Annotated in this window: 13 protein-coding genes; 4 read left to right on the forward strand and 9 right to left on the reverse strand. The window is 66.7% G+C overall.

Features of this window, described 5'->3' with window-relative positions:
• Window positions 1-30 precede the first annotated feature (30 nt).
• The 5 genes from rplI to HRL51_RS11410 all read right to left on the reverse strand — a co-directional run bounded on the left by rplI (window position 31) and on the right by HRL51_RS11410 (window position 4268).
• Entirely contained in the window at window positions 31-486 is a 456-nt protein-coding gene (gene rplI / locus HRL51_RS11390; RefSeq protein ID WP_172121215.1) for a 50S ribosomal protein L9, read from the reverse strand.
• A 15-nt stretch (window positions 487-501) separates the two neighbouring features.
• Window positions 502-738, reverse strand: a complete 237-nt coding sequence (gene rpsR, locus HRL51_RS11395) for a 30S ribosomal protein S18 (protein WP_006547882.1) — start codon at window positions 736-738, stop codon at window positions 502-504.
• A 101-nt stretch (window positions 739-839) separates the two neighbouring features.
• On the reverse strand, window positions 840-1424 hold the full coding sequence (locus HRL51_RS11400) for a single-stranded DNA-binding protein (protein WP_172121214.1): 585 nt from the start codon (window positions 1422-1424) through the stop codon (window positions 840-842).
• 26 nt (window positions 1425-1450) lie between these two features.
• Window positions 1451-1738, reverse strand: a complete 288-nt coding sequence (gene rpsF, locus HRL51_RS11405; RefSeq protein WP_172121213.1) for a 30S ribosomal protein S6 — start codon at window positions 1736-1738, stop codon at window positions 1451-1453.
• A 223-nt stretch (window positions 1739-1961) separates the two neighbouring features.
• A complete protein-coding gene (locus HRL51_RS11410) occupies window positions 1962-4268 on the reverse strand; it encodes a transglycosylase domain-containing protein (protein ID WP_413228094.1) in 2307 nt (768 codons plus the stop codon).
• Between the two features lie 276 nt (window positions 4269-4544).
• Here HRL51_RS11410 and HRL51_RS11415 point away from each other — a divergent pair, with 276 nt between their 5' ends.
• On the forward strand, window positions 4545-8024 hold the full coding sequence (locus HRL51_RS11415) for a PPi-type phosphoenolpyruvate carboxykinase family protein (RefSeq protein ID WP_244960184.1): 3480 nt from the start codon (window positions 4545-4547) through the stop codon (window positions 8022-8024).
• A gap of 235 nt (window positions 8025-8259) precedes the next feature.
• Complete coding sequence (locus HRL51_RS11420; RefSeq protein ID WP_244960185.1) at window positions 8260-11172, forward strand: DNA methyltransferase; 2913 nt, start codon at window positions 8260-8262, stop codon at window positions 11170-11172.
• 3 nt (window positions 11173-11175) lie between these two features.
• Here HRL51_RS11420 and HRL51_RS11425 read toward each other — a convergent pair whose 3' ends face one another.
• Together HRL51_RS11425 and HRL51_RS11430 are read right to left on the reverse strand one after the other, a co-directional pair.
• Window positions 11176-12507, reverse strand: coding sequence for an MFS transporter (locus HRL51_RS11425; RefSeq protein ID WP_172191886.1), 1332 nt, complete (start codon window positions 12505-12507; stop codon window positions 11176-11178).
• Window positions 12508-12605: 98 nt separating this feature from the next.
• Complete coding sequence (locus HRL51_RS11430; RefSeq protein WP_172191888.1) at window positions 12606-13610, reverse strand: hypothetical protein; 1005 nt, start codon at window positions 13608-13610, stop codon at window positions 12606-12608.
• Window positions 13611-13889: 279 nt separating this feature from the next.
• Here HRL51_RS11430 and HRL51_RS11435 point away from each other — a divergent pair, with 279 nt between their 5' ends.
• Both HRL51_RS11435 and HRL51_RS11440 read left to right on the forward strand, forming a co-directional pair.
• Complete coding sequence (locus HRL51_RS11435; protein ID WP_172191890.1) at window positions 13890-15215, forward strand: MFS transporter; 1326 nt, start codon at window positions 13890-13892, stop codon at window positions 15213-15215.
• An 87-nt stretch (window positions 15216-15302) separates the two neighbouring features.
• Entirely contained in the window at window positions 15303-15944 is a 642-nt protein-coding gene (locus HRL51_RS11440) for a TetR/AcrR family transcriptional regulator (protein ID WP_172121205.1), read from the forward strand.
• 90 nt (window positions 15945-16034) lie between these two features.
• Here HRL51_RS11440 and HRL51_RS11445 read toward each other — a convergent pair whose 3' ends face one another.
• The gene (locus HRL51_RS11445; protein ID WP_172121204.1) at window positions 16035-17426 is read right to left on the reverse strand and encodes a glycoside hydrolase family 30 protein; all 1392 of its coding nucleotides are present in this window, start codon (window positions 17424-17426) and stop codon (window positions 16035-16037) included.
• A 132-nt stretch (window positions 17427-17558) separates the two neighbouring features.
• The gene (locus HRL51_RS11450; protein WP_172191892.1) at window positions 17559-19676 is read right to left on the reverse strand and encodes a beta-galactosidase; all 2118 of its coding nucleotides are present in this window, start codon (window positions 19674-19676) and stop codon (window positions 17559-17561) included.
• Window positions 19677-19841 lie beyond the last annotated feature (165 nt).

Raw genomic sequence — 19841 nt, forward strand, 5'->3', positions numbered from 1 at the left:
TGTGTCTCAGCGTGGCCGAGTCAGATGCGCTCAGCGAGCGGGAACGACGTTGACCTCAAGGGGAGCAACGACGTCGGTGTGCAGACGCACGGTGGCGCTGTGGCGTCCGGTCGACTTGATCGGGGGAACGACCTCGATCTTGCGACGGTCGATCACCGGGCCGCCAGCGGCCTTGACGGCGTCAGCCAGGTCCGCGGTGGTGACGGCGCCGAAGAGGCGGCCGTTGGCACCAGCGGTGGCGGAGACGGTCACGACGTTCTCGTGCAGCCAGGCGCGAGCGGTCTGGGCCTGCTCCATGGAGTCGATGGCGCGCTTGCGGCGAGCCTCGGCCATCTGGTCGATCTGACGCTGAGCGCCCTTGGTCCACGGGGTGGCCAGCTTGCGGGGCAGGAGGTAGTTACGAGCGTAGCCGTCCTTGACCTCCACGACCTCGCCTGCAGCACCGAGGTGGGAGACGTCGTGGGTGAGGATGAGCTTGGTGGTCATATCCGCATCCTCCGATCAGCGAGCAGAGCTCGAGTAGGGCAGGAGGGCCATCTCACGGGCGTTCTTGACGGCCTTGGCGATCTTGCGCTGCTCCTGGACGGAGACGCCGGTGACGCGGCGGGCACGGATCTTGCCACGGTCCGAGATGAACTTCCGCAGGGTAGCGGTGTCCTTGTAGTCGATGGTGCCGACCTTGATGGCCTTCACCGGGCCGATCTTCTTCTTCGGCTTACGAAGCTGAGGCTTCGCCATAGTGGTACTCCTTGCTATCGAGCGCCCGAGGCGCTCATACGAGATGGTGTGTGGTGCGCAGCACGTGCCGCGCGAGATGGGAACGGAAGCCAGGCCCTGGATCAGAACGGGGGCTCGTCACCGAAGGACGTGCCGCCGCCTGTGGCCCACGGGTCGTCCACGGCACCGCCGGCAGGAGCGTTGTAGCTCGGCTGCTGCTGACCGCCACCGTTGTAGCCGCCCTGGTTGGCGTTGTAGCCACCCTGGTTGCCCTGGCCGGTGTTGTTGTAGCCGCCCTGGCCCTGCGGGGCCCCACCGCCGAAGCCGCCCTGGCCGCCGCCGCGCGACTGCCGGGTGACCTGGGCCTTGGCGTAGCGCAGGGAGGGGCCGATCTCGTCGACCTGCATCTCCACCACGGTGCGCTGCTGGCCCTCGCGGTCGGTGTAGGAACGCTGCTGGAGACGGCCCTGCGCGATCACGCGCGTGCCCTTGGTGAGGGACTCCGCCACGTTCTCGGCCGCGTCACGCCAGATCGAGCAGCGCATGAACAGCGTCTCGCCGTCCTGCCACTCATTGGCCTGGCGGTTGAAGGTCCTCGGGGTCGAGGCGATCGTGAAGGACGCCACGGCCGCACCCGAGGGGGTGAAGCGCATCTCCGGGTCCGAGGTGAGGTTCCCGATGATGGTGATGACGGTGTCGCCAGCCATGCGTGTCTCCGTTCCCTGACCCGGGCTCAGGCCTCGGGGCGCAGCAGCTTGGTGCGCAGGACGGTCTCGTTGAGGCCGAGCTGGCGGTCAAGCTCCTGGGCGATCTCGGGCGTGGTGGTCATGTCGACGACGACGTAGAAGCCCTCGGACTTCTTCTTGATGTCGTACGCAAGACGGCGCTTGCCCCAGACGTCGACCTTGTCGACGGTGCCCCCGTTGCTGGGAACGACCTGCAGCAGCTTCTCGAGGGACGCAGCGACGGTGCGCTCGTCGGTCTCGGGCTCGAGGATGATCATGATCTCGTAGTGACGCATGCTTGGTACCCACCTCCTCTGGTCTGTGGCGGTCACGGTCTTTCCGTGACAGGAGGGTGATGCGTGTCGGTCGCCCCGCCCGACGGGTTGTCAGACGACGCAGCCAGTCCACGAGCCTACCGGAGCCGGCCCCGGCTCGGAAGGCGGGACGACGACGGCCCCACGTGCCGTCAGACACGTGGGGCCGTCGTGGCTCTCCCGGCCAGGCGGACGACGTCGTCGCCTAGCCGTTGCCTCTCTCGATGCCGCCGCTCTCAGTGGGCTCGGTCGAGGGCCGCTGAGTCACTGCTGGCGCCGGGTCCTGCTGGGCCGGCTCAGTGTCCTCCGTGGTCTCCGTCTCCTCCTCGGCCTGTTGCTCTTCCTCCTCAGGCTCGACGTACTCCTCCTCAGGCTCGACGTACTCCTCCACCGGGGCGGCGGTGCCGTAGAGGCTGCCGCGCCTGTAGGAGCCGGAGGTACGGTCCGGGAAGGCCTCGACCGGCAGGCCCGCCAGCGCAGTGCTCATGTACTGGGTGAAGATGTCAGCCGGGTAGGTGGAGCCGGTGATCTCGTTATACATGCCCCACGGGGTGATCGACTCCTCCGAGCCGTCCGCACCGCTTTGGTAGAGCGTGACGGCGGTGGCGATCTGCGGGGTGAAGCCCACGAACTGCGCGGACTTGTTCTCCGAGGAGGATCCGGTCTTCGCGGCCACCGGGCGCCCCAGCGCCCTGGCAGTGCGACCCGAGCCCTCGTTGACCACCTGCTGCATGGCGTAGGTGGCGTCTGCCATGACCTCGTCGGAGAAGACCTTCTCACCGGTGGTGTCGGCCGTGTAGATCACGTCACCACCGGAGTTGGTCACCTGCGCCACCACGTGCGTGTCATGGCGGGTTCCCTGAGCGGCGAAGGTCGCGTAGGCCGTGGCGATGTCGATCGTGTGCGGGGAGGCCGAGCCCAGAACATTTTGGAGCGTGTCGTCCAGGCCCACCGTGTCCGTGGGGTAACCCGCACGCACAGCGACGTCACGAGTCACCTGCGGCCCCAGGTCCCGGTTGAGCTGGACGTAGGGAGTGTTGATCGAGTAGGCGGTGGCCTTGACGAGGCTGGACCAGCCGTAGGAGATGTTCCCGTAGTTCTGGAAGGTCGCCCCGTCGATCGTCATCGGCGAGGAGCCGCTGTAGCCGTTGGACAAGGTCGCTCCCTTCTCCAGGGCCCCGACCAGGGCGAAGGGCTTGAAGGTCGACCCGGCCTGGGCGACGGCGTCGGTCGCCGAGTTGACCTGGCTGGTCAGGTAGTCCGCACCCCCGTACAGCGCCAGGATGCCGCCGTTCGTGGCGTCGATGGACACCAGCGCCGCGCGCAGGTTCTCCGAGTGCCCCTCTGGCAGGGCCTGGACCGCAGCAACGGCAGCGTCCTGCTTGGCCTTGTTGATCGTCGTCGTGATGCGGTAGCCGCCGGTGTCGATCTCCTCGCCGTCGAGCCCCGCCTTGGCCGCCAGCTCGGAGCGCACCAGCTGCAGGACGTAGCCGTGAGGACCGGCATAGACCTCGTTGGTCTGCTCAGCAGCGGTCTGTGGCATCTCTGCCGCATCGTACTCAGCCTGCGTGATGTAGCCGTCGGCGAGCATGAAACCGAGGACCCGCTGGAAGCGGACCTCGGCCTGCTCCGGGTCGACGGCGGGGTCCCAGGCGCTGGGGGCAGGCATGATTCCGGCCAGCAGCGCGGACTCCGAGACCGTCAGCTCACTGGCGCCGTGGCCGAAGAAGGCCTGCGAGGCTGCCTCAATGCCGTAGGCACCGCGTCCGAAGTACACGGTGTTGAGGTAGGAGTCGAGAATGTCCTGCTTGGACATCTCCCGGTCGATCTTGATGGCCATGATGGCCTGCTTGAACTTACCCACGTAGGAGCTCGTGGTGTCCACGTAGTAGTTCTTGATGTACTGCTGCGTCAGGGTCGAGGCCCCCTGGGTCGCCCCGCCGCGCAGGTTGTTCCAGAAGGCGCGCACGATGCCCTTGGGATCCACACCGTTGTTGGTGTAGAAGGTGCGGTCCTCCGAGGCGATGACGGCGTTGCCCACGTAGTCCGGCAGGGCTGAGGCGTCGATGATGGTGCGGTTGACCTCCGCGAAGGTCCCCATCTTCGTCTCGCCGTCGGCGTAGTAGACCGTGGTGGACTGGGCCTGCGCGAACTCGCTGGGGGCGGGGATCTTGATGACGTTGTAGGCGATGATGAAGGTCGTGGCCATCACCGCGACCATGAGCAGGAAGGCTCCCAGGAGGAACCTCCAGCCCGGGAGCCAGCGCAGGACCGGCCCCTTGCCGGCACGCGGGTAGTTCAGCCGCCGGCCTTTGCTGGACGACGCCCCCGCAGCCGCGCCACGAGTGCTCCGGGACCGCCCTCCTCCTGAACGGCTGGCCGACCTGGAGGAGGCCTTGGACGGGCCCGAGCGCCGGCCCCGTCCACCATCATCGCGCCTACCGTTCTTGGCCGCCTCGGCGAGCTTCCCGCCTCGGCGGCTGGAACTGCTGGGCTTCGCGCTGTCTACCACGCGCTCCTCGTTTCTGTCCGCGGACACTGGCTGAGAAGGCGTCACGCCGTCTCAGGACTGTCGTCCAGTATGACCACACCAGAGCGAGGAGAACAGCATGCAGCGCCTGTGACATGGTCGGGAGGCACGCCCAGGAAGCAGTCAGGACTCCACGCGAGGCAGCCACCCGCCTCATTGATCCACGCTGGGGCCCACGGCTAGTTCAGAAAATAAGTCCTGACAAATTAGGTCGACTGTCCCTGCCCAGATGACCGGGTGAGCCGCTAGGGTCGAGGCATGGACACGATCCGCACGACGCAGCGCGCCGACGCTGCCACTGCCTGCGCCAACCAGGACGCCGCCTTCAACTCCGCTATCGCGCTGCGACTGGACCTGCTGGGTCTTCCTGCTCCTGCTGGTGCTGGCGACCCGGTCACTGACCGCCTCATGTCCCCCATCCTCGCCCGCCAGCGAGAGATGAGCCGGCGCCTGTCCGGCCGCCTGTGCGCCGCCGACCGCCGCGTCCAGGCCTTCCTCGACCTCTACCTTGAGGACGCCCCGCTCCACCCGCACCTGCCGGCTGACACCTTCGTCCTTGACAAGCCCGGCCTGGCGCGTGCGCTCTCACTGCCCCTGGACTCCACCAGCTTCACCTCTCCCTACGTCGAGAGCTACCGCACCCTGCAGGGTGTGCTGCACAACCCCCGCAACGACCGCCGCACCACCGCCGGCGTCTTCCACGTGGCCGAGGGCGGTCTGCCCGTCCCGGACGACAAGAAGGCCGTCCCCCGTGACGTCTTCGCCCGGATCCTGGCGGCCGCCGTCGACGCTCCGCAGGACCTGCTCACTCTCCCCTGGTCCTCGACCCAGGAGGAGCCTGCCCGCTGCTTCGTCTCGCTGCTGCTGCGACCCGTCGTCGTCCCTGAGGTCACGGGCTTCTCAGCCGAGCGCCGCATGGAGATCCGCTTCATCGCTCCTGGCGGCCTGGTCTCGAACCTCGACTTCGTCGAGGGCATCTTCGGCAACGCCGGTGACCCCTTCCTCCCCGAGAACGACGCCTCGCTGGCACCGGAGGGATGGACCGGGCACACCGGCTGCGTCATCCTCGCCCCCCACCTGACGACGCTGACCAAGAAGGAGCTCGGCCTGCCGTCCTGGGACGAGGCCACCGAGCGCCAGCGTCGTGACGGCATGTGCTGGAAGGACGCTGACGAGCAGTACAACGACGGCAAGCCCTTCAAGCTGGTCGCCCGCGACGAGCGCGGCGTCATCGTCACGGTCATCGCGGACAACTACTTCGGCTACTGCAAGAAGGAGGTCAAGACCCAGATCGGGTACTCGGTCAACCTCTTCGGCTGCGTGGAGGAGGAGCACGCTGGTGGCGCGATCGCCTTCCCCCGCTACGACCTGGGCCGCGAGTTCCGCGACGTCCACACCCCCGCCTCCTGCACGCTCGCCCACGTGCTTGCAGTCAACCCTGGCCGCTTTGAGCTCCAGGCCGAGGGCCACGCACTGGACCTGACCGACGACTCGGTCATCCTCGTGCCAGGCGGCGCCTTCTACTCCATGCTCACCCAGACCATCACCTGGAACGCCGACGGCGAGGAGCGGTCGATCCCGATGCGTGCGGGCAAGACCTACATCACGCCGTCGGGCTACCAGGTCCACTGCAAGGCCGCCGTCGGCAGTCCCAAGCAGTGGCACATGATCGGTACCGCACCGTGGCACACCCAGCTGCACAAGCCCGCCACCGTCTCCGGAGGCGGCAAGTCCGAGATCTCCAAGTCCATCCTGGACGCCTTCGTCTTCGGCGAGGCCTACGTGGGCGACCTGGAGGCGGACCTGGACGCCGTGCAGCGGATCTTCGACGGCGACTACACCCACCGCTTCGTGGACAAGGCCAACGAGTCCGCTCACCACCGCCACATCCTGTCCGAGCGCCGCTCGCTGGGCAGCGTCATCAAGCTGCTGACCCCCTCGACGATGTACACCGAGGAGTACAACGCCTTCCTGGAGTCGATCCCGGCACACATCAAGGAGCTCATCTTCACCGTCAAGCGTTACTACCGCCCGGAGTGGGGCGAGGAGTGGCGCTCGCACTTCTCGGTGAGCATCATGAACGGCCGCCCGGGTAACGCGGTACGTATGGACGGCGACACCGTCAAGATCAACATGCTGCGCGTGGGCTTCGAGGAGGACGGCTCCTGGCGCCTGTTCTCCCTGCGCCCGGACTTCGCCGCTGCGGCCAAGGTCCAGACCGAGGACGACATCACGGCCTCTACGGTGGCACCGGCCGGCGCTGACGAGCCCGCCTTCACCCAGCACCTGTCACGCAAGTACGTCACCAACGCCGAGTCGCTGCTCTTCCAGCGGCCCGACGACGCCATTGTGCGCGGCTACGACAAGCAGACCGAGCTCGACATGTCCGGCACCGGCCTGTTCCTGTCCAACTACGCGCCGCTGACTCCTGCCGACGCCCGGGCGATGGTGGACGACGCCCCGGGGCTCTCACAGTTCACCGAGCCGATGCAGGACCTGGTGCGCCGCGCCGCGGCCGTCGAGGAGTCCGACGACCCCAGGAAGCAGACCTACTGGGTCTCCACCGCCAATCCCCGGATCGTCGACGGCACCCCGACGAAGAACCCGCGCTACCTCCAGGTCCGCCCTGACATCGCCCGCCCGCAGGAGGCCCACCTGGCCGAGCTGGCAACCCACCTGTACTCTGACATCCCGCTGGACGAGCCGATTCGCCACAGCGTGGACATCGTGGCGGCCGGACGCCGCAACAACCCTCCGGAGGAGGGCGTCCCCGCACTGTGCGCCTACAACCCGCTGCACTTCATGGAGCTGCCTGAGCTGTTCATGGAGTTCATCTCCTCGATGACGGGCAAGTCGCCCTCGACCACAGGAGCCGGCAGCGAGGGGGCCCTGACCAAGTCGCCGTTCAACGCCCTGCCCCCGGTCTACGACCTCAACGCGGCCCTGCTGTCCTACGCCCTGAGCGGCTACGACGGCTGGCTGTCCTCAGCGGGCTACATCGGACCGAGGGTGAAGGTCGCCCACGACATCTCCATGCTCGTCCCCGAGGTCTTCTCCCGTATGGAGCCTGAGGAGCGCGACGCCCACCACCTCCTGGAGGCCGGGTACCTGGAGAAGCTGGAGGACTACGAGCTCGACGGCCGCACGGTACAGGCCTCGCGGCTCGGGTATCGCATGAACAAGGCCTTCGCCTCAAACTTCTTCGGCCGGATCTTCCTCCACCCCGACGTCGTCTTCACCGAGGCGATGCTCAAGCCCGAGCTACAGGACCCAGAGGTCTTCGCTGACTCCGTGGACGTCATCGTCACCACCCACCAGGTGGTGGCCAGGCACTACGTCGACGACGGCTCGATCTCCCAGGCTGTTCCTCCCATCCGGGCGCTGCTGGAGATCATGTACTCCGGCACCTCCTCCGAGGGCTGGACGCTGGCGAGCCCGGAGCTGCGCGCGCTGTTCGAGCGGGAGAACATCCTGGCCTCGCAGTGGTACGCCGAGCGTCTGGACGCCAAGGTGGAGCGTGACCGCAAGCAGGCCGAGGCCTCGATCCGTGCGCTGACGCGCTTCATCGAGACCGAGGGCAACCAGGGCGTGTCCGACCGCCTGGACATCAACACCCGCCTGGAGGCCGCACGCGCGTGGCTGGAGGAGGTCACCTCACCGGCCTACCGTGCGGGCCTCGTGGGCACACTCGGCCTCCAGCCCGAGCTCGCCAAGGGCGAGCCGGTCGACGGCAAGTAGGGGCGTCCTCGCCCTGGAGTCTCAACAGCGTCACTGGGACGACCGCTGCGCCATGCGACCGGCCTTTGGTGATGGGGGTGTGCCTCCCAAGAACTGGGATGCACACCCCCATCACCAAGCCCTGGCCCCATCAGCGAGAGCACAGTCCATTCGGGCCGTTCCACGACTCGCACGGCACCGGTCCCATGAGTAGGGTCGCCCGGAAGATGCGGTAGCGCACCGTATGCTTCACATCGTGACCCCTGCAACAACGACCCCCCCCCCAGCGGCTGAGCACAGGCTTCGTCTTCACGACCAGCGCTTAGCTGCGAGGGCCTTCTCGCAGCGCTGGAGTGGTCACGGGTACGAGAAGGGCGAGACCCAGGCGTTCTGGATCGACCTGCTCGGCAGCGTCGTCGGGATCGAGGGAGCTGCCACCGCGGCGATCTTCGAGCAGAAGACCTCTGCCGGCGGGTTTATTGACGTCCTCATTCCTGAGGCCCGCACGCTCGTGGAGCAAAAGGCCTCCCACATCGACCTCGACAAGCCCGAGCTTCGGCAAGGCACCATGGTCACGCCCTATCAGCAGGCCAAGCGTTACGCAGACAGCCTGCCCAATCCGCAACGCCCTGACTTCATCGTCGTCTGCAACTTCGAGTGCTTCCGCATCCATGACCTGCGTCGCGAGGACCCAGAGCACAGCTACATCTCCTTCACCCTGGCGGAGCTGGACGAGCAGTACCACCTCCTCGACTTTCTCATTGATCCGTCGCGCTCCCGGTCAGAACGCGAGCGCCAGGTCTCGATCCAGGCCGGCGAGGTCATCGGGCGGCTGCGCGACGCGCTCCATGAGCAGTACCGCGCTGCCGGGGATGACCACTGGCGGGACCTCAACGTCCTGTGCGTGCGTCTGGTCTTCTGCCTGTACGCAGAGGACGCGGGCCTGTTTCCCAAGGACGCCTTCGGCACCTACCTGCGCAGCTTCGGCCCAGCCCAGATGAGGCAGGCGCTGCTGGACCTGTTCTCCGTCCTCGACACCCCGCACGAGGCACGCAGCGCCTACCTGTCCTCCGACCTGTCTCATTTCCCGTACGTCAACGGCGGGCTCTTTGCGGACCCCATCGAGATCCCTCAGCTCACGCAGGAGATCTGCAACCTGCTGGTCCATGAGGTCTCCACCGGCGTGGACTGGTCTGGGATCTCTCCGACCGTCTTCGGCGGCGTCTTCGAGTCCACGCTCAACCCGGAGACCCGACGTGCGGGCGGGATGCACTACACGAGCCCGCAGAACATCCACCGCGTCATCGATCCACTGTTTCTCGACGCACTGACCACGGAGCTTGAAGACATCCTGGCGGATACCACCGTCACCGAGCGCACGCGTAAGAACCGCCTACGCCGCTACCAGGACAAGCTGGCGTCACTGACCTTCCTGGACCCGGCTGCCGGCAGCGGAAACTTCCTCACCGAGACCTTCATCTGCCTACGGCGCCTGGAGAACAAGGTGCTCTCCGTCCTCCAGGGTCCGCAGACCGCGCTGGAGTTTGAGGGCGTGGGGGAGTCCGCGATCAAGGTCCAGCTCGCTCAGTTCCACGGGATCGAGATCAACGACTTCGCTGCCTCGGTCGCACGCACCGCGCTGTGGATCGCCGAGCTCCAGGCCAACGCTGAGACGGCAGAGATCATCCAGCGCGAAGTTGAGGACCTGCCCCTGCGCGACGCCGCCAGGATCGTTGAGGGCAACGCCCTCGACATGAACTGGAACGACGTCCTTCCGGCCGATCGCTGCTCCTACGTCATGGGCAATCCACCGTTTATCGGCTATTCAAATCTCACGCCAGAGCAGAACGCCGATCGCGCCCGGCTCTTTGGCAAGGTCAAGACGGTGGACTACGTGGCCTGCTGGTACGTCAAGGCGGCTCAGTACATGCGTGGGACGGCAATCCATACCGCCTTCGTCTCCACGAGCTCGATCTGTCAGGGTCAGCAGGTCACGCCGATCTGGAAGCCGCTGTTTGACGACGGCGTCGACATCACCTTCGCGCACCGCAGCTTTGTCTGGGGCAACGAGGCCTCCGACCAGGCACATGTGCACGTCGTCATCGTGGGCTTCAGCTACGACGCCTCCGGTATGCGGCGTCTCTTTGAGTACGACGGCGAGGCTGCCTTCGTGCGCGAGGTGTCGCATATTAACGCTTACCTTGTGGACGCCCCGGATGCCTTCATCGAGCGGCGGAGCCAGCCTCTAGGTGATGTGCCAGCGATGCAGGCAGGCGGAAAGCCTACTGAGGGCGGGAACCTTCTCATGTCGTCCGCAGAACGCAGTGAGTTGCTGGACCTTGAGCCTCATGCTGCGCAGTGGGTTCGGCGCTTCTCCATGGGCGCCGAGTTCATTAAAGGACAGGACCGTTACTGCCTCTGGTTGGTGGATTGTCCACCGCAGGAGATCGCGAAGATGCCGCTGGTCCGTGAGCGCGTCCTGGCCGTCAAGACGATGCGCGAGGCGTCAGCCAAGGCCGCCACCCGCAAGAAGGCGGAGACACCGTGGCTCTTTGACGAGATCCGCGATCCTGGCACGACCTATATCGCCATCCCGGCCGTCTCATCGGAGCGCCGTCGGTACATCCCGATGGGGTTCGTACACAACGGCATGATCCCTGGCAACAAGCTCTACTTCATCCCCACGGACCGTCTCGACGTCTTCGGGATCCTCATGTCCCAGGTCCACAACGCCTGGATGCGAGCCGTGGCCGGGCGTCTCAAGTCCGACTACAACTACGCCAACACCATCGTCTACAACACACTGGTCTGGCCAACGACCACCGATACTCAGCGCACCGAGATCGAACGTTGCGCCCAGGCCGTGCTCGATGCTCGGGCGCAGTATGAAGGAGCGAGCCTGGCAGACCTGTACGACCCGGACAACAGCTTCCTCTACCCGGCGCTCACCACCGCACACTGCGCGCTCGACTACGCCGTCGAGCAGGCCTACGGCCTGAGCTTCCCCGCGCAGACCAGCAGCGAAGAGAAAGAGCGTGCCATCGTCGCCCACCTCTTCACGCTCTATGCCGAGACCACCACCGCTCCTACGGCCTCAACGCTGCGACGAGAACAGCCTGTGGACCACTCGTCGTCTTCTCCGTCATCGTGTCCACTGCCCGCAGCGTGAGGGTCAAGCCTGCGTCGAGCCCTCCAGCCCCGGCAGCCCCGTCACGGGCCGCGGCCGGTCCCCTAGGCGTCGCACCCCACGGCTGTACCACGCGGCTACGCACCACACGAGGACGACGAGCGCGCCCTGGACCACCGGCGACCAGCCGGTGTCCGGCAGCACGAGGATCGCCACCCCGGCCGCCACGCACTCGGCGGTGTTGAACAGGACGTCGTAGATGGAGAAGGCCCGGCCGCGGTAGGCGTCGTCGGTATCGGCCTGGACGATGGTGTCGACGGCGATCTTCGCTCCCTGCACGCCCACGCCAAAGATGAAAATGCCAATAGCCATCGCCACCTGGTGGTGCGTGACCACCAGGACGAGCTGTCCCGCCGTCCCTCCCACCAGGCAGCACACGATCCACGTCGAGGGCGAGATCCGCTCGTGAGCGAGCGGCGTGAGGACGACGGACAGGCCGTGCCCAGCCACCATCGCCCCCATGAGGATGCCAAAGATCGCCAGGCCTGCGTCGGCGTCGCCCCCCGGAGCCAGGAGGTTGCGGGAGGTGAGGATGAGGGTGATGAGCTCCATGCCGTAGACGAAGCGGTGCAGGGCCATCGTGCCCAGCGCCAGGCCCGGGGTACCTCGCCGGACCAGGTAGCGCACGGCGTCGGCCAGGTCCCCGACCGTTCGGGCCAGCGCACGGCCCAGCCCTCCTCCCTGTCGCAGCCGCTGCGGCCCGAGCTCGTCGCGTCCGAGCCTGGTCACCACCGCGGCCGCGGCCACGTACAGGACGACCGCGCAGGCCAGGCTCGCGCTGTCCTGCACAGGTCCGGCCGGGAGTACCAGCCTCAGGACGACGCCGATCACGGCTCCCACCGCCGTCGCCGCCCCGCCCAGGGTCGGCACCAGGGAGTTGGCCACGAGCAGGCGCTGATGGTCGATGATCTGCGGTAGGCCCGCAGAGAGTACCGACAGCAGGAAGCGGTTGACGCCGAGCGCCACGAGGACCAGGACGTAGACGGCCGCCCCGATCCCCCATTGGCGCAGGACCAGGGCGGTGGCCGCGATGAGCAGCGCGCGCAGGAGGTTGCCGACCACCAGGGTGTTGCGCCGGCGCCAGCGGTCGATGAAGGGGCCGGTCAGAGGTCCGACGACGCTGAAAGGCAGCAGCATGACCGCCAGCGCCCAGGCGACGCCGCTCGTCGTCGTCATGTTCTGGGGCTGGAAGAAGAAGAGGGTGGCCAGCCCCGCCTGGACCATGCCGTCACCGCTCTGGGAGACGAGCCGGACGGCAAGAAGAAGCCGGAAGGCTCGGACGGAGGCAAGGTCCTTGAGGTCCTCGGTCAGGCGCATAGGAGCAGCCTCGCACGTCTGAGGTATCCGGCTCACCACCGAGCACAGAGCCGACGATCTCCTGAGCCCTCAGCTAGAGGCTGATAACGAGGCAGCCCTCAGCTGATGGTGAGCACAGGATTGGCGACGGCGAGGTCATTGAAGACGCTCTTCTCCGAATCTGGAGGCATCCGCAGCGAGATCGTGCCACTGCCAAGACCAAGTGCCCCCGTGTTGATAGTGACAGGCTGCCCAGTGGTCAAGGGCTCTGGAGCGTCACCCGCGACAACCTTGAACAGGATCATCACCGTCTGGGAGGACGTCGGTGTGTAGGTGATGGTCAGAGTGTTCTTTCCCGCCCCTCGCTTGGGGTCCTTCTCATTCTTCGTCCAACGAGTGTTCTGGTACGTGTCCGTAGTACCCAGCCAGACGCTCGGTGCTGTGGCGTTGCGGTACGTGGGGATGGAGGTCGGTACGCCACTGTCAGCGGCTCCGTCTGCCGAGACGAATCCCAGAGTCCCCCGCAGGTTGTGGGCGTAGTAGGTGTCGCTCCACACGTCGAGGGTGAAGGTGTACGTACGCCCAGCACACAGGGGCAAGGGCTTAGAGTGGATCGCCATGAAGGTCAGCGAGTTCTCACCCGTGTTCGATGTTGGGGCCGGGTGGGAAGGGTCTCCTTGGAAGACAAAGTAGTTACGCCCCAGGGCTGAGTCAGGGCTCGCCCCTGTCTTCTCGAACTTTCCTACCGTCGGCGCACTATCCTTCGTTGAATAGCCGCCGGAAGGGTAGTAATTCATCAACTTGATCTGATTGACATTGGCACCGGCATGTCCGATACCTGCCGCCTCGTAACGCCGAAGCATGCTGTAAGAGAGTCGGAATCCCGGCCAGGCGGAGGCGCGCCAGAACCAGTTGTTGTTGGCAGCCTGAGGCCGGAGGGTCCCGGCGGCGGAGGTTGGGTTCATGTCGCCAACGAAGGCGACGGTGTCAGTGCTGGTGTCCGTGCATGAGGCGGCAACAGCATTGGCGGACGCGCCCACAGCGATAGCGGGGACGCTCCAGGCGGCCCCCTTGACAAGGGTGCGGCGGCTCAGGTCACGTTGGGGAACCTGGGTGGCGGTCATCGTGACTCTCCTAGGATCTACACAGAATTTCTCACTGAGCCTCCCCCCCCCCCGGTGTTTGTCAACTCTTATGACGGCAGACACATGGCACTAAAGCGCACACCCCGGCGTAACCGTTCCGCCTGAGCCAGTCTGACAGGCAACGTGATGTGACACATATAGCCATCCATTGACACCCACAAGCCTCAGCATTACCGTTACCAACTATCTACTAGATAGTAGATATCTCTGTATCGCCCTGCGCCGCAACGAGCGCGGCCCTCCGAAAGAGCAGGTGTCATGGCATCGAAGCCGAGTGACTCCACCACCACTGCCCCGATCACGCCTTCCCTGGCCACGATCGACAACGTTCCCTCCTTCTCCCGCGGAACCTTCCTGCGCTTTGCCGCCGGGTTCCTGTCGATCTCGGTGCTGTGGGCCCTGGGGCTGAGCATGGTCGCCACCGTGCTGCTGCCCCAGCGCCTGAAGGACCTCGGCGTGGCAGACCCCAACGCCCTGCTGGCCTCGATCAGCGCCATCACGGCAGTCGTCTCGCTGGTGTCCAACCTCGTCTTCGGCAACTTCTCCGACCGTACGCGCTCCCGCCTGGGACGCCGTACCCCCTGGGTCGTGGCCGGTGGCCTGCTCGGAGGCGTCACCCTCCTGGGCGTAGGCCTCATCGACTCCACCCTGTGGCTGACCATCGACTACTGCCTGTGCATGGTGGGCCTGAACATGATGCTGGCTCCCGCCGTCGCCGTCCTGTCCGACCGCGTTCCTGAGGCCGTCCGCGGCACCATGTCCACCTTCTGGGGCGTCGGCGCGGCCATCGGCTACCCGCTGGGTGCCATCATCGCCGCCGGCTTCATCAAGGGCGACGCCGCCTCGACCGCCGGCTTCGTGCTCGGCGGCTTCTTCATGGGTGTCTCCGGCATCGCCGCCGTCCTGCTGTGGCCTCGCGAGGGCTCGGCCAAGGACCTTGAGGCGCCGGCCTCCTCCTTCAAGGACATCCTCCTGTCCTTCGTCCCGCCGATCCACGGCGCGGCCGACTTCTGGAAGGCCTTCATCGGCCGCTTCACGATGCTGCTGTCCTACCAGATGATCAACGCCTACCAGCTCTACATCATCCAGGACCACCTCAAGGCCTCCGGCCAGGCCCTGTCCGCCGGCCAGGTGGCCGCGACCGTCGCGCTGACCAACTCCATCATCATGGTCGCCGGCCTCGTCGGCGGCTTCATCTCCGGCCCGATCTCTGACCTCCTGCGCCGCCGCAAGGTGCCGGTCGTCTTCGCCTCGGTCTGCTTCGCCGTCGGTGTGGCCATGCCCTGGCTCATGCCCACCACCACGGGTATGTACATGTTCGCCCTCATCGCGGGCTTCGGCTACGCCGTCTACGGCGCCGTCGACCAGGCCCTCAACGTCGACGTCCTGCCCAACCCTGAGGAGGCCGGCAAGGACCTGGGCATCCTCAACATGTCCACGACGCTCGGCCAGATGTGCGGCCCGCTCATCACCGCCTCGGTAGTATCGGCGCAGGGCGGAAGCTACGCACTGGTCTTCCCGATCTCGATCGCCTTCGCGCTGGCTGGTTGCGTCTCGATCCTCCTGATCAAGTCCGTGCGCTGACCTGCACCGGACCTCAGGCACGGCGGCTCCGCTCTGGCGGGGCCGCCGTCGTCGTCTCCCCGCCTTCCCCCGACCCAGAAAGCCACCATGACTACCAGCCGCACCAAGCGCGTCCGACTCACCGCTGAGCAGCGACGCGAGCAGATCGTCGACGTCGCCACGGACCTCGTGGCCCGCCACGGCTTCAGCGGGCTGTCCCTACAGGAGGTGGCCGACGCCGTCGGTATCACCCAGGCCGGCCTGCTGCACTACATCGGCACCAAGAACGGGCTGCTCGAGCTTCTCCTGGACCAGCGCTACGACCGCCAGGGCACGCCACAGGACTTCATCGACTCCGAGGACCCGGCGGCCACGCACCCTGAGGGCATCAGCCTGCCCGCCTACTTCCGCTACCTCGTCGCCTTCAACGAGGCCCGACCCCAGCTCATGGGCCTGTACATGACGCTCGGTGTGGAGGCGACCGACCCCGAGCACCCGGCCTACCACTACTTCATCAACCGCCCTGAGCAGGTCTGGGAGTTCTACTCCCAGTTCACCTGGCGCCTACCTCCCCACGTCCACGACAACGGCGGCTGGCCAAGCATGCGGCCTCTGGTAGAGATGGCGATCGAGGCGATGGACGGGGCCCAGATCCGCTCCTTCCGCAGGCCCGAGGTCAGGCTGAGCCAGGAGTGGGCCCGCTGGGAGCCGGTGCTCTTCCCCTCCCCCGAGTGGGACGGCTACCGCTGAGGACTGCTGAGGACGACGACGCAGGCGGGCCGGACAGTGAGGTCACCGTCCGGTCCGCCTGCGTCGCTACCTGGGCTGGCTGGTCCCGGGTCAGGCCAGCAGCTCGGCCGGCACGTGGATCGTGGAGACCGAGTCAGCCGGGAGCGTGGCCTTGATGAGCCTGCCCGCCGCGCCGAAGACGATCGGCATCTCCGTGGTCATGTCGTTCTGGGCCGCGATGACGATCGAGCCGTCCGGGTTGGCGAAGGAGAGCACGTTCTCGTAACCGGTGTAGGACAGGGTCGGCAGGAAGCGTGCACCGCGCTGGACGAAGTGAGCCAGATGCTTCCAGATGTAGTACTCGTAGTTGAAGGTGTAGGTGGCGTCAGCCGGGTCCACCGTGACGAAGGAGTTCTGGCTCCAGCCCCAGCGCGAGACACCGCCCTCGTCCAGAGACAGGTTCCAGTAGTCGTAGACGTTGGCGCCGTGGTTGAAGTAGTGGCGCATCATCGTCCAGGCGTAGCGGGCGTAGCGCCAGTCGTTCTTGCCGTCACCGCACTCCTGCTCGCTCTGGTAGATCTTGAGCTCGGGGTGGGCGTGGTGGACGTAGGGCACCGCGCCCTTGCCGGCCCACTGGAAGCCGACGCCGCGGATCTTGTCCCCGATCTCAGGATCGGCCAGGACCTCCTCGACCAGCTGCTCGTCGGGACGCTCCACGGTGCCGAGGAAGACCTCGACGTCACGCTTGCTCATCTCGGGAACGAGGTGACGCAGGAAGCGGGCCAGGCCCGCCGGAGTCCAGGTGCAGGAGGGGAAGACCTGGTCGGAGTTGAACTCGTTCTGCGGCATGACCATGGAGATGTCGATGCCGTGCTCGGCGTAGGCGTCGATGAACTTGCCGAAGTAGCACGCGTAGGCGTCCAGGTGCTCCTCGTCGAGGATGAAGCCGTCGGTGCCCTCGGGGATGGCGCGGTCCGGGGTCAGGCCGTTGTCGTAACGGGTCTGCTGGGCCATCGGGCTGGGCACGCCGCAGGCGTAGTGGCCGTTGGTCTTCATCCAGGTCGGCGGGCACCACGGCGAGGCCCACAGGCGCAGGTCCCCTCGCACCGCCTGGGCGGCCTTGATGAAGGGAACGAGCGTGGCCTCGTCGTGCTCGATCGAGAAGTCCCTGAGCTCAAAGTCTCCGGGGGTCTCGTCGTAGGAGTACCAGTCGATCGAGAAGTCGTTGGCGCCCACGGGCATACGGCACACCGAGGCGTTACCGCCCTCGGGGGAGAAGATCTCCTTGAGGATCTCGGCGCGCTCGTCCTCCGTGAGGCGGGCCAGCGAGGTCCAGCCCAGCTCGTTGAAGCACACGCCGAAGCCCTCGATCTCCTGAGCGGGCTTGTCGGTCTGGATGAGGGCACCGGGGAACTCGTCCATCGGGGTGATCGTGACACCCGTGGCGGGCGTGGCCCAGGACTCGTGCTCGGTGGTGACGACCCAGGTGGGCTGTGCGGTCATGGAAGTCTCCTTACGTGTCTTGTGCGTCCTTGCAGTGGTCCCGGGACGGACCGGCCCGGGCGCGTCTGAGGCGCCTGCCCAGCGGCGGGCGAGCGGTCGCCGTCGTCGTGGGTGACGACGGCGACCCGAGGCTCAGGCCTGCTCGCCCTCCAGGGCGAGCACTCCCCATCCGGGCAGCGTCACGGTGGTACCCGCCGCCAGGACGGCGCCGGGCTCACCGAGCGTGCCCAGCACGTCGGTACCGCCCACCGGGAGGGTGAGGGTGACGGGCTCGTGGCTGTAGCGCAGGAGGTAGGCCAGCGGTCGGTCGGCACCGTTGACACCCTTGCGCACGGTGACCTGGCCAGCGAGCTCGCCCGCCCAGTCGGTCACGCCAGCACGCTCGGCCACGAGCGTGACGACGGCGCGCACCACCTCGGGGCTGGCCCAGGCAGCCAGGTGGGTGATGGAACCCGAGCCGACGGCGCGGGCCGCGATGGCCGGGCCGGACCAGGCGTGGTGGTCGTAGGTAGCCAGGACCTCGACGTCGTCCACGCCCTCGACGGGGGTCATGAGCTCCATGAAGTGGGTCAGCCCCAGGTCGGCGCCCTCGGGCAGGGCGGCGGCGAGCGCCCCGGCGGGAGCCAGCCGTACGCCGTCGGGCCGGGTGAACTGGTCGGTGCCCAGGCCGAGCAGGCTGGACAGGCCGTGGGGCTGACGGTCGGTGAAGACCTGGACGTTCTCGTCGGCGACGGCGGTGCGGAAGGTCGTCACCAGGTGGCCACCGCCCTCGACGAAGGCGCGCAGGCTGGCAATGGTCTCCTCCGGCGTGACGTACAGGGCCGGAGCCAGCAGGACGTCGTAGCGAGCCAGACGCTCGACCGGGGCGTCGGCCGGCACGATGTCAGCCTCAAGGTTGGCCTCGAACAGGGCGTCGTAGACCAGGCGGAAGACGTCGTTGTAGCTGGCGCCGCCCCCGCCGAAGTGGCGCGGGAAGCCGGAGTCGATGGAGAACCACTCCAGGGCCGTGTAGGCCTCGTTGGAGACCATGACGGCGATCTTGTTGCGCTTGGTCAGGCCTGCCAGCGACGCGGCGTGCTCCTTGATCTCAGCGCCGAAGCGGGCCGCCTCCAGGTAGGTGGGGTTGGCGGAGTAGTCCTGGGAGACCAGGCCCTTCCAGTAGGTCTCGAAGGAGTTGTGGAGCGAGCCCCAGTGCCAGTACATGATGCCGTGCGCGCCGGAGGCGAGGTGGGAGTAGGCCTGCAGGCGCAGCTGGCCGGGGTAGGGCAGCCATCCCATCTGCCCCTGGGCCTCGGTCTCCAGGACCAGGTAGGGCGCGCCGTCCTTGAGGCTGCGGTTGACGTCCCCACCGAAGGCGATCTCCTTGCCCGTGAGCTGGTCCTCGGTGGGGTGGTAGATGTCGACCCCGGCCAGGGTGACGGCCTCGGCCGCCTTGAAGTGGTCGACCGCGGGCTGGATCCCGAAGGAGTAGCCACGCCACTCGTAGTCGAAGTTGTGGGTGACGAACTGGTCCTCGCGGCGGTACTCGTCCACGATGGCGCGCTGCCACAGGAGGAAGTCAGTGACGAGTGAGCGGCGGAAGGAGTCGAAGGCTGCGGCTAGGGAGCCGTTGATCGTCTGGTTGACGTCCGGGAACTCCTCCCAGGCGTTGATCCGGTTGGCCCAGTAGTTCAGGCCGTAGGCCGCGTTGAGGGCGTCGAGGTCGCCGCCAAAGCGCTTCCTGAGCGAGTCGACGAAGGCGCGCTGGATGTCAGCGTTGTAGGCGTCGTAGTACTTGGTCTCGTTGTCCAGCTGGAAGCCGATGACGTTCTCACGCGGGGCGGTGTGGGCCACGAGCGCACGGATGGCCTGCTCGCCGTAGTAGCGGTAGGCAGGAGCGGTGATGTCCATGTTCTGGCGTGGACCGTACTTGTTCGGGGTCCCCTGGGCGTTGACGCCCATGACCTCGGGGTGGCGGGCGACGAGCCAGGTGGGCACCGCGGCGGTGGGCGTCCCGATGATGACCTCGAGGCCGTGGGCGGCTGCCGCGTCGATCGCGCGGTCGACGTGGGTGAAGTCGAAGACGCCGGGGGCGGGGTTCCAGGTGCCCCAGGTGAACTCCGCGATGCGGATGGTGGTGAAGCCGGCCTCGACCATCATCTGCATGTCGCGCTCGAGGCGGTCCTCGCCTGCCGAGGCAGGGGTGTACTCGTCGTAGTAGGCCGCGCCGAACAGGAGACGGTTCGCGGAGCTCGTTGTCGGGCTTGTCATGGTGACCTCCTGCGGCGCCCTCGCCGCTTATCTAGTAGTTACTAGATAGTAGACGATAAGAGCGCCCTCTGTGAAGCCCTGGCGGCGTGCATCCGTCATACCGCGGCGTACTCAGACAATGAGGGCGTGTCCCTCAACGCATCAGGACACGCCCTCAGATGTCAC

Source organism: Actinomyces faecalis (genome assembly GCF_013184985.2).
Lineage (GTDB): Bacteria > Actinomycetota > Actinomycetes > Actinomycetales > Actinomycetaceae > Actinomyces > Actinomyces faecalis.

Excerpts from the sequence above, each read along its gene's own strand:
- rpsF (WP_172121213.1), bottom strand. The coding sequence starts at position 1,738 with ATGCGTCACTACGAGATCATGATCATCCTCGAGCCCGAGACCGACGAG.
- HRL51_RS11445 (WP_172121204.1), bottom strand. The coding sequence starts at position 17,426 with ATGACCGCACAGCCCACCTGGGTCGTCACCACCGAGCACGAGTCCTGG.
- rpsR (WP_006547882.1), bottom strand. The coding sequence starts at position 738 with ATGGCGAAGCCTCAGCTTCGTAAGCCGAAGAAGAAGATCGGCCCGGTG.
- HRL51_RS11430 (WP_172191888.1), bottom strand. The coding sequence starts at position 13,610 with ATGACCGCCACCCAGGTTCCCCAACGTGACCTGAGCCGCCGCACCCTT.
- rplI (WP_172121215.1), bottom strand. The coding sequence starts at position 486 with ATGACCACCAAGCTCATCCTCACCCACGACGTCTCCCACCTCGGTGCT.
- HRL51_RS11440 (WP_172121205.1), top strand. The coding sequence starts at position 15,303 with ATGACTACCAGCCGCACCAAGCGCGTCCGACTCACCGCTGAGCAGCGA.
- HRL51_RS11435 (WP_172191890.1), top strand. The coding sequence starts at position 13,890 with ATGGCATCGAAGCCGAGTGACTCCACCACCACTGCCCCGATCACGCCT.
- HRL51_RS11415 (WP_244960184.1), top strand. The coding sequence starts at position 4,545 with ATGGACACGATCCGCACGACGCAGCGCGCCGACGCTGCCACTGCCTGC.
- HRL51_RS11450 (WP_172191892.1), bottom strand. The coding sequence starts at position 19,676 with ATGACAAGCCCGACAACGAGCTCCGCGAACCGTCTCCTGTTCGGCGCG.
- HRL51_RS11425 (WP_172191886.1), bottom strand. The coding sequence starts at position 12,507 with ATGCGCCTGACCGAGGACCTCAAGGACCTTGCCTCCGTCCGAGCCTTC.
- HRL51_RS11400 (WP_172121214.1), bottom strand. The coding sequence starts at position 1,424 with ATGGCTGGCGACACCGTCATCACCATCATCGGGAACCTCACCTCGGAC.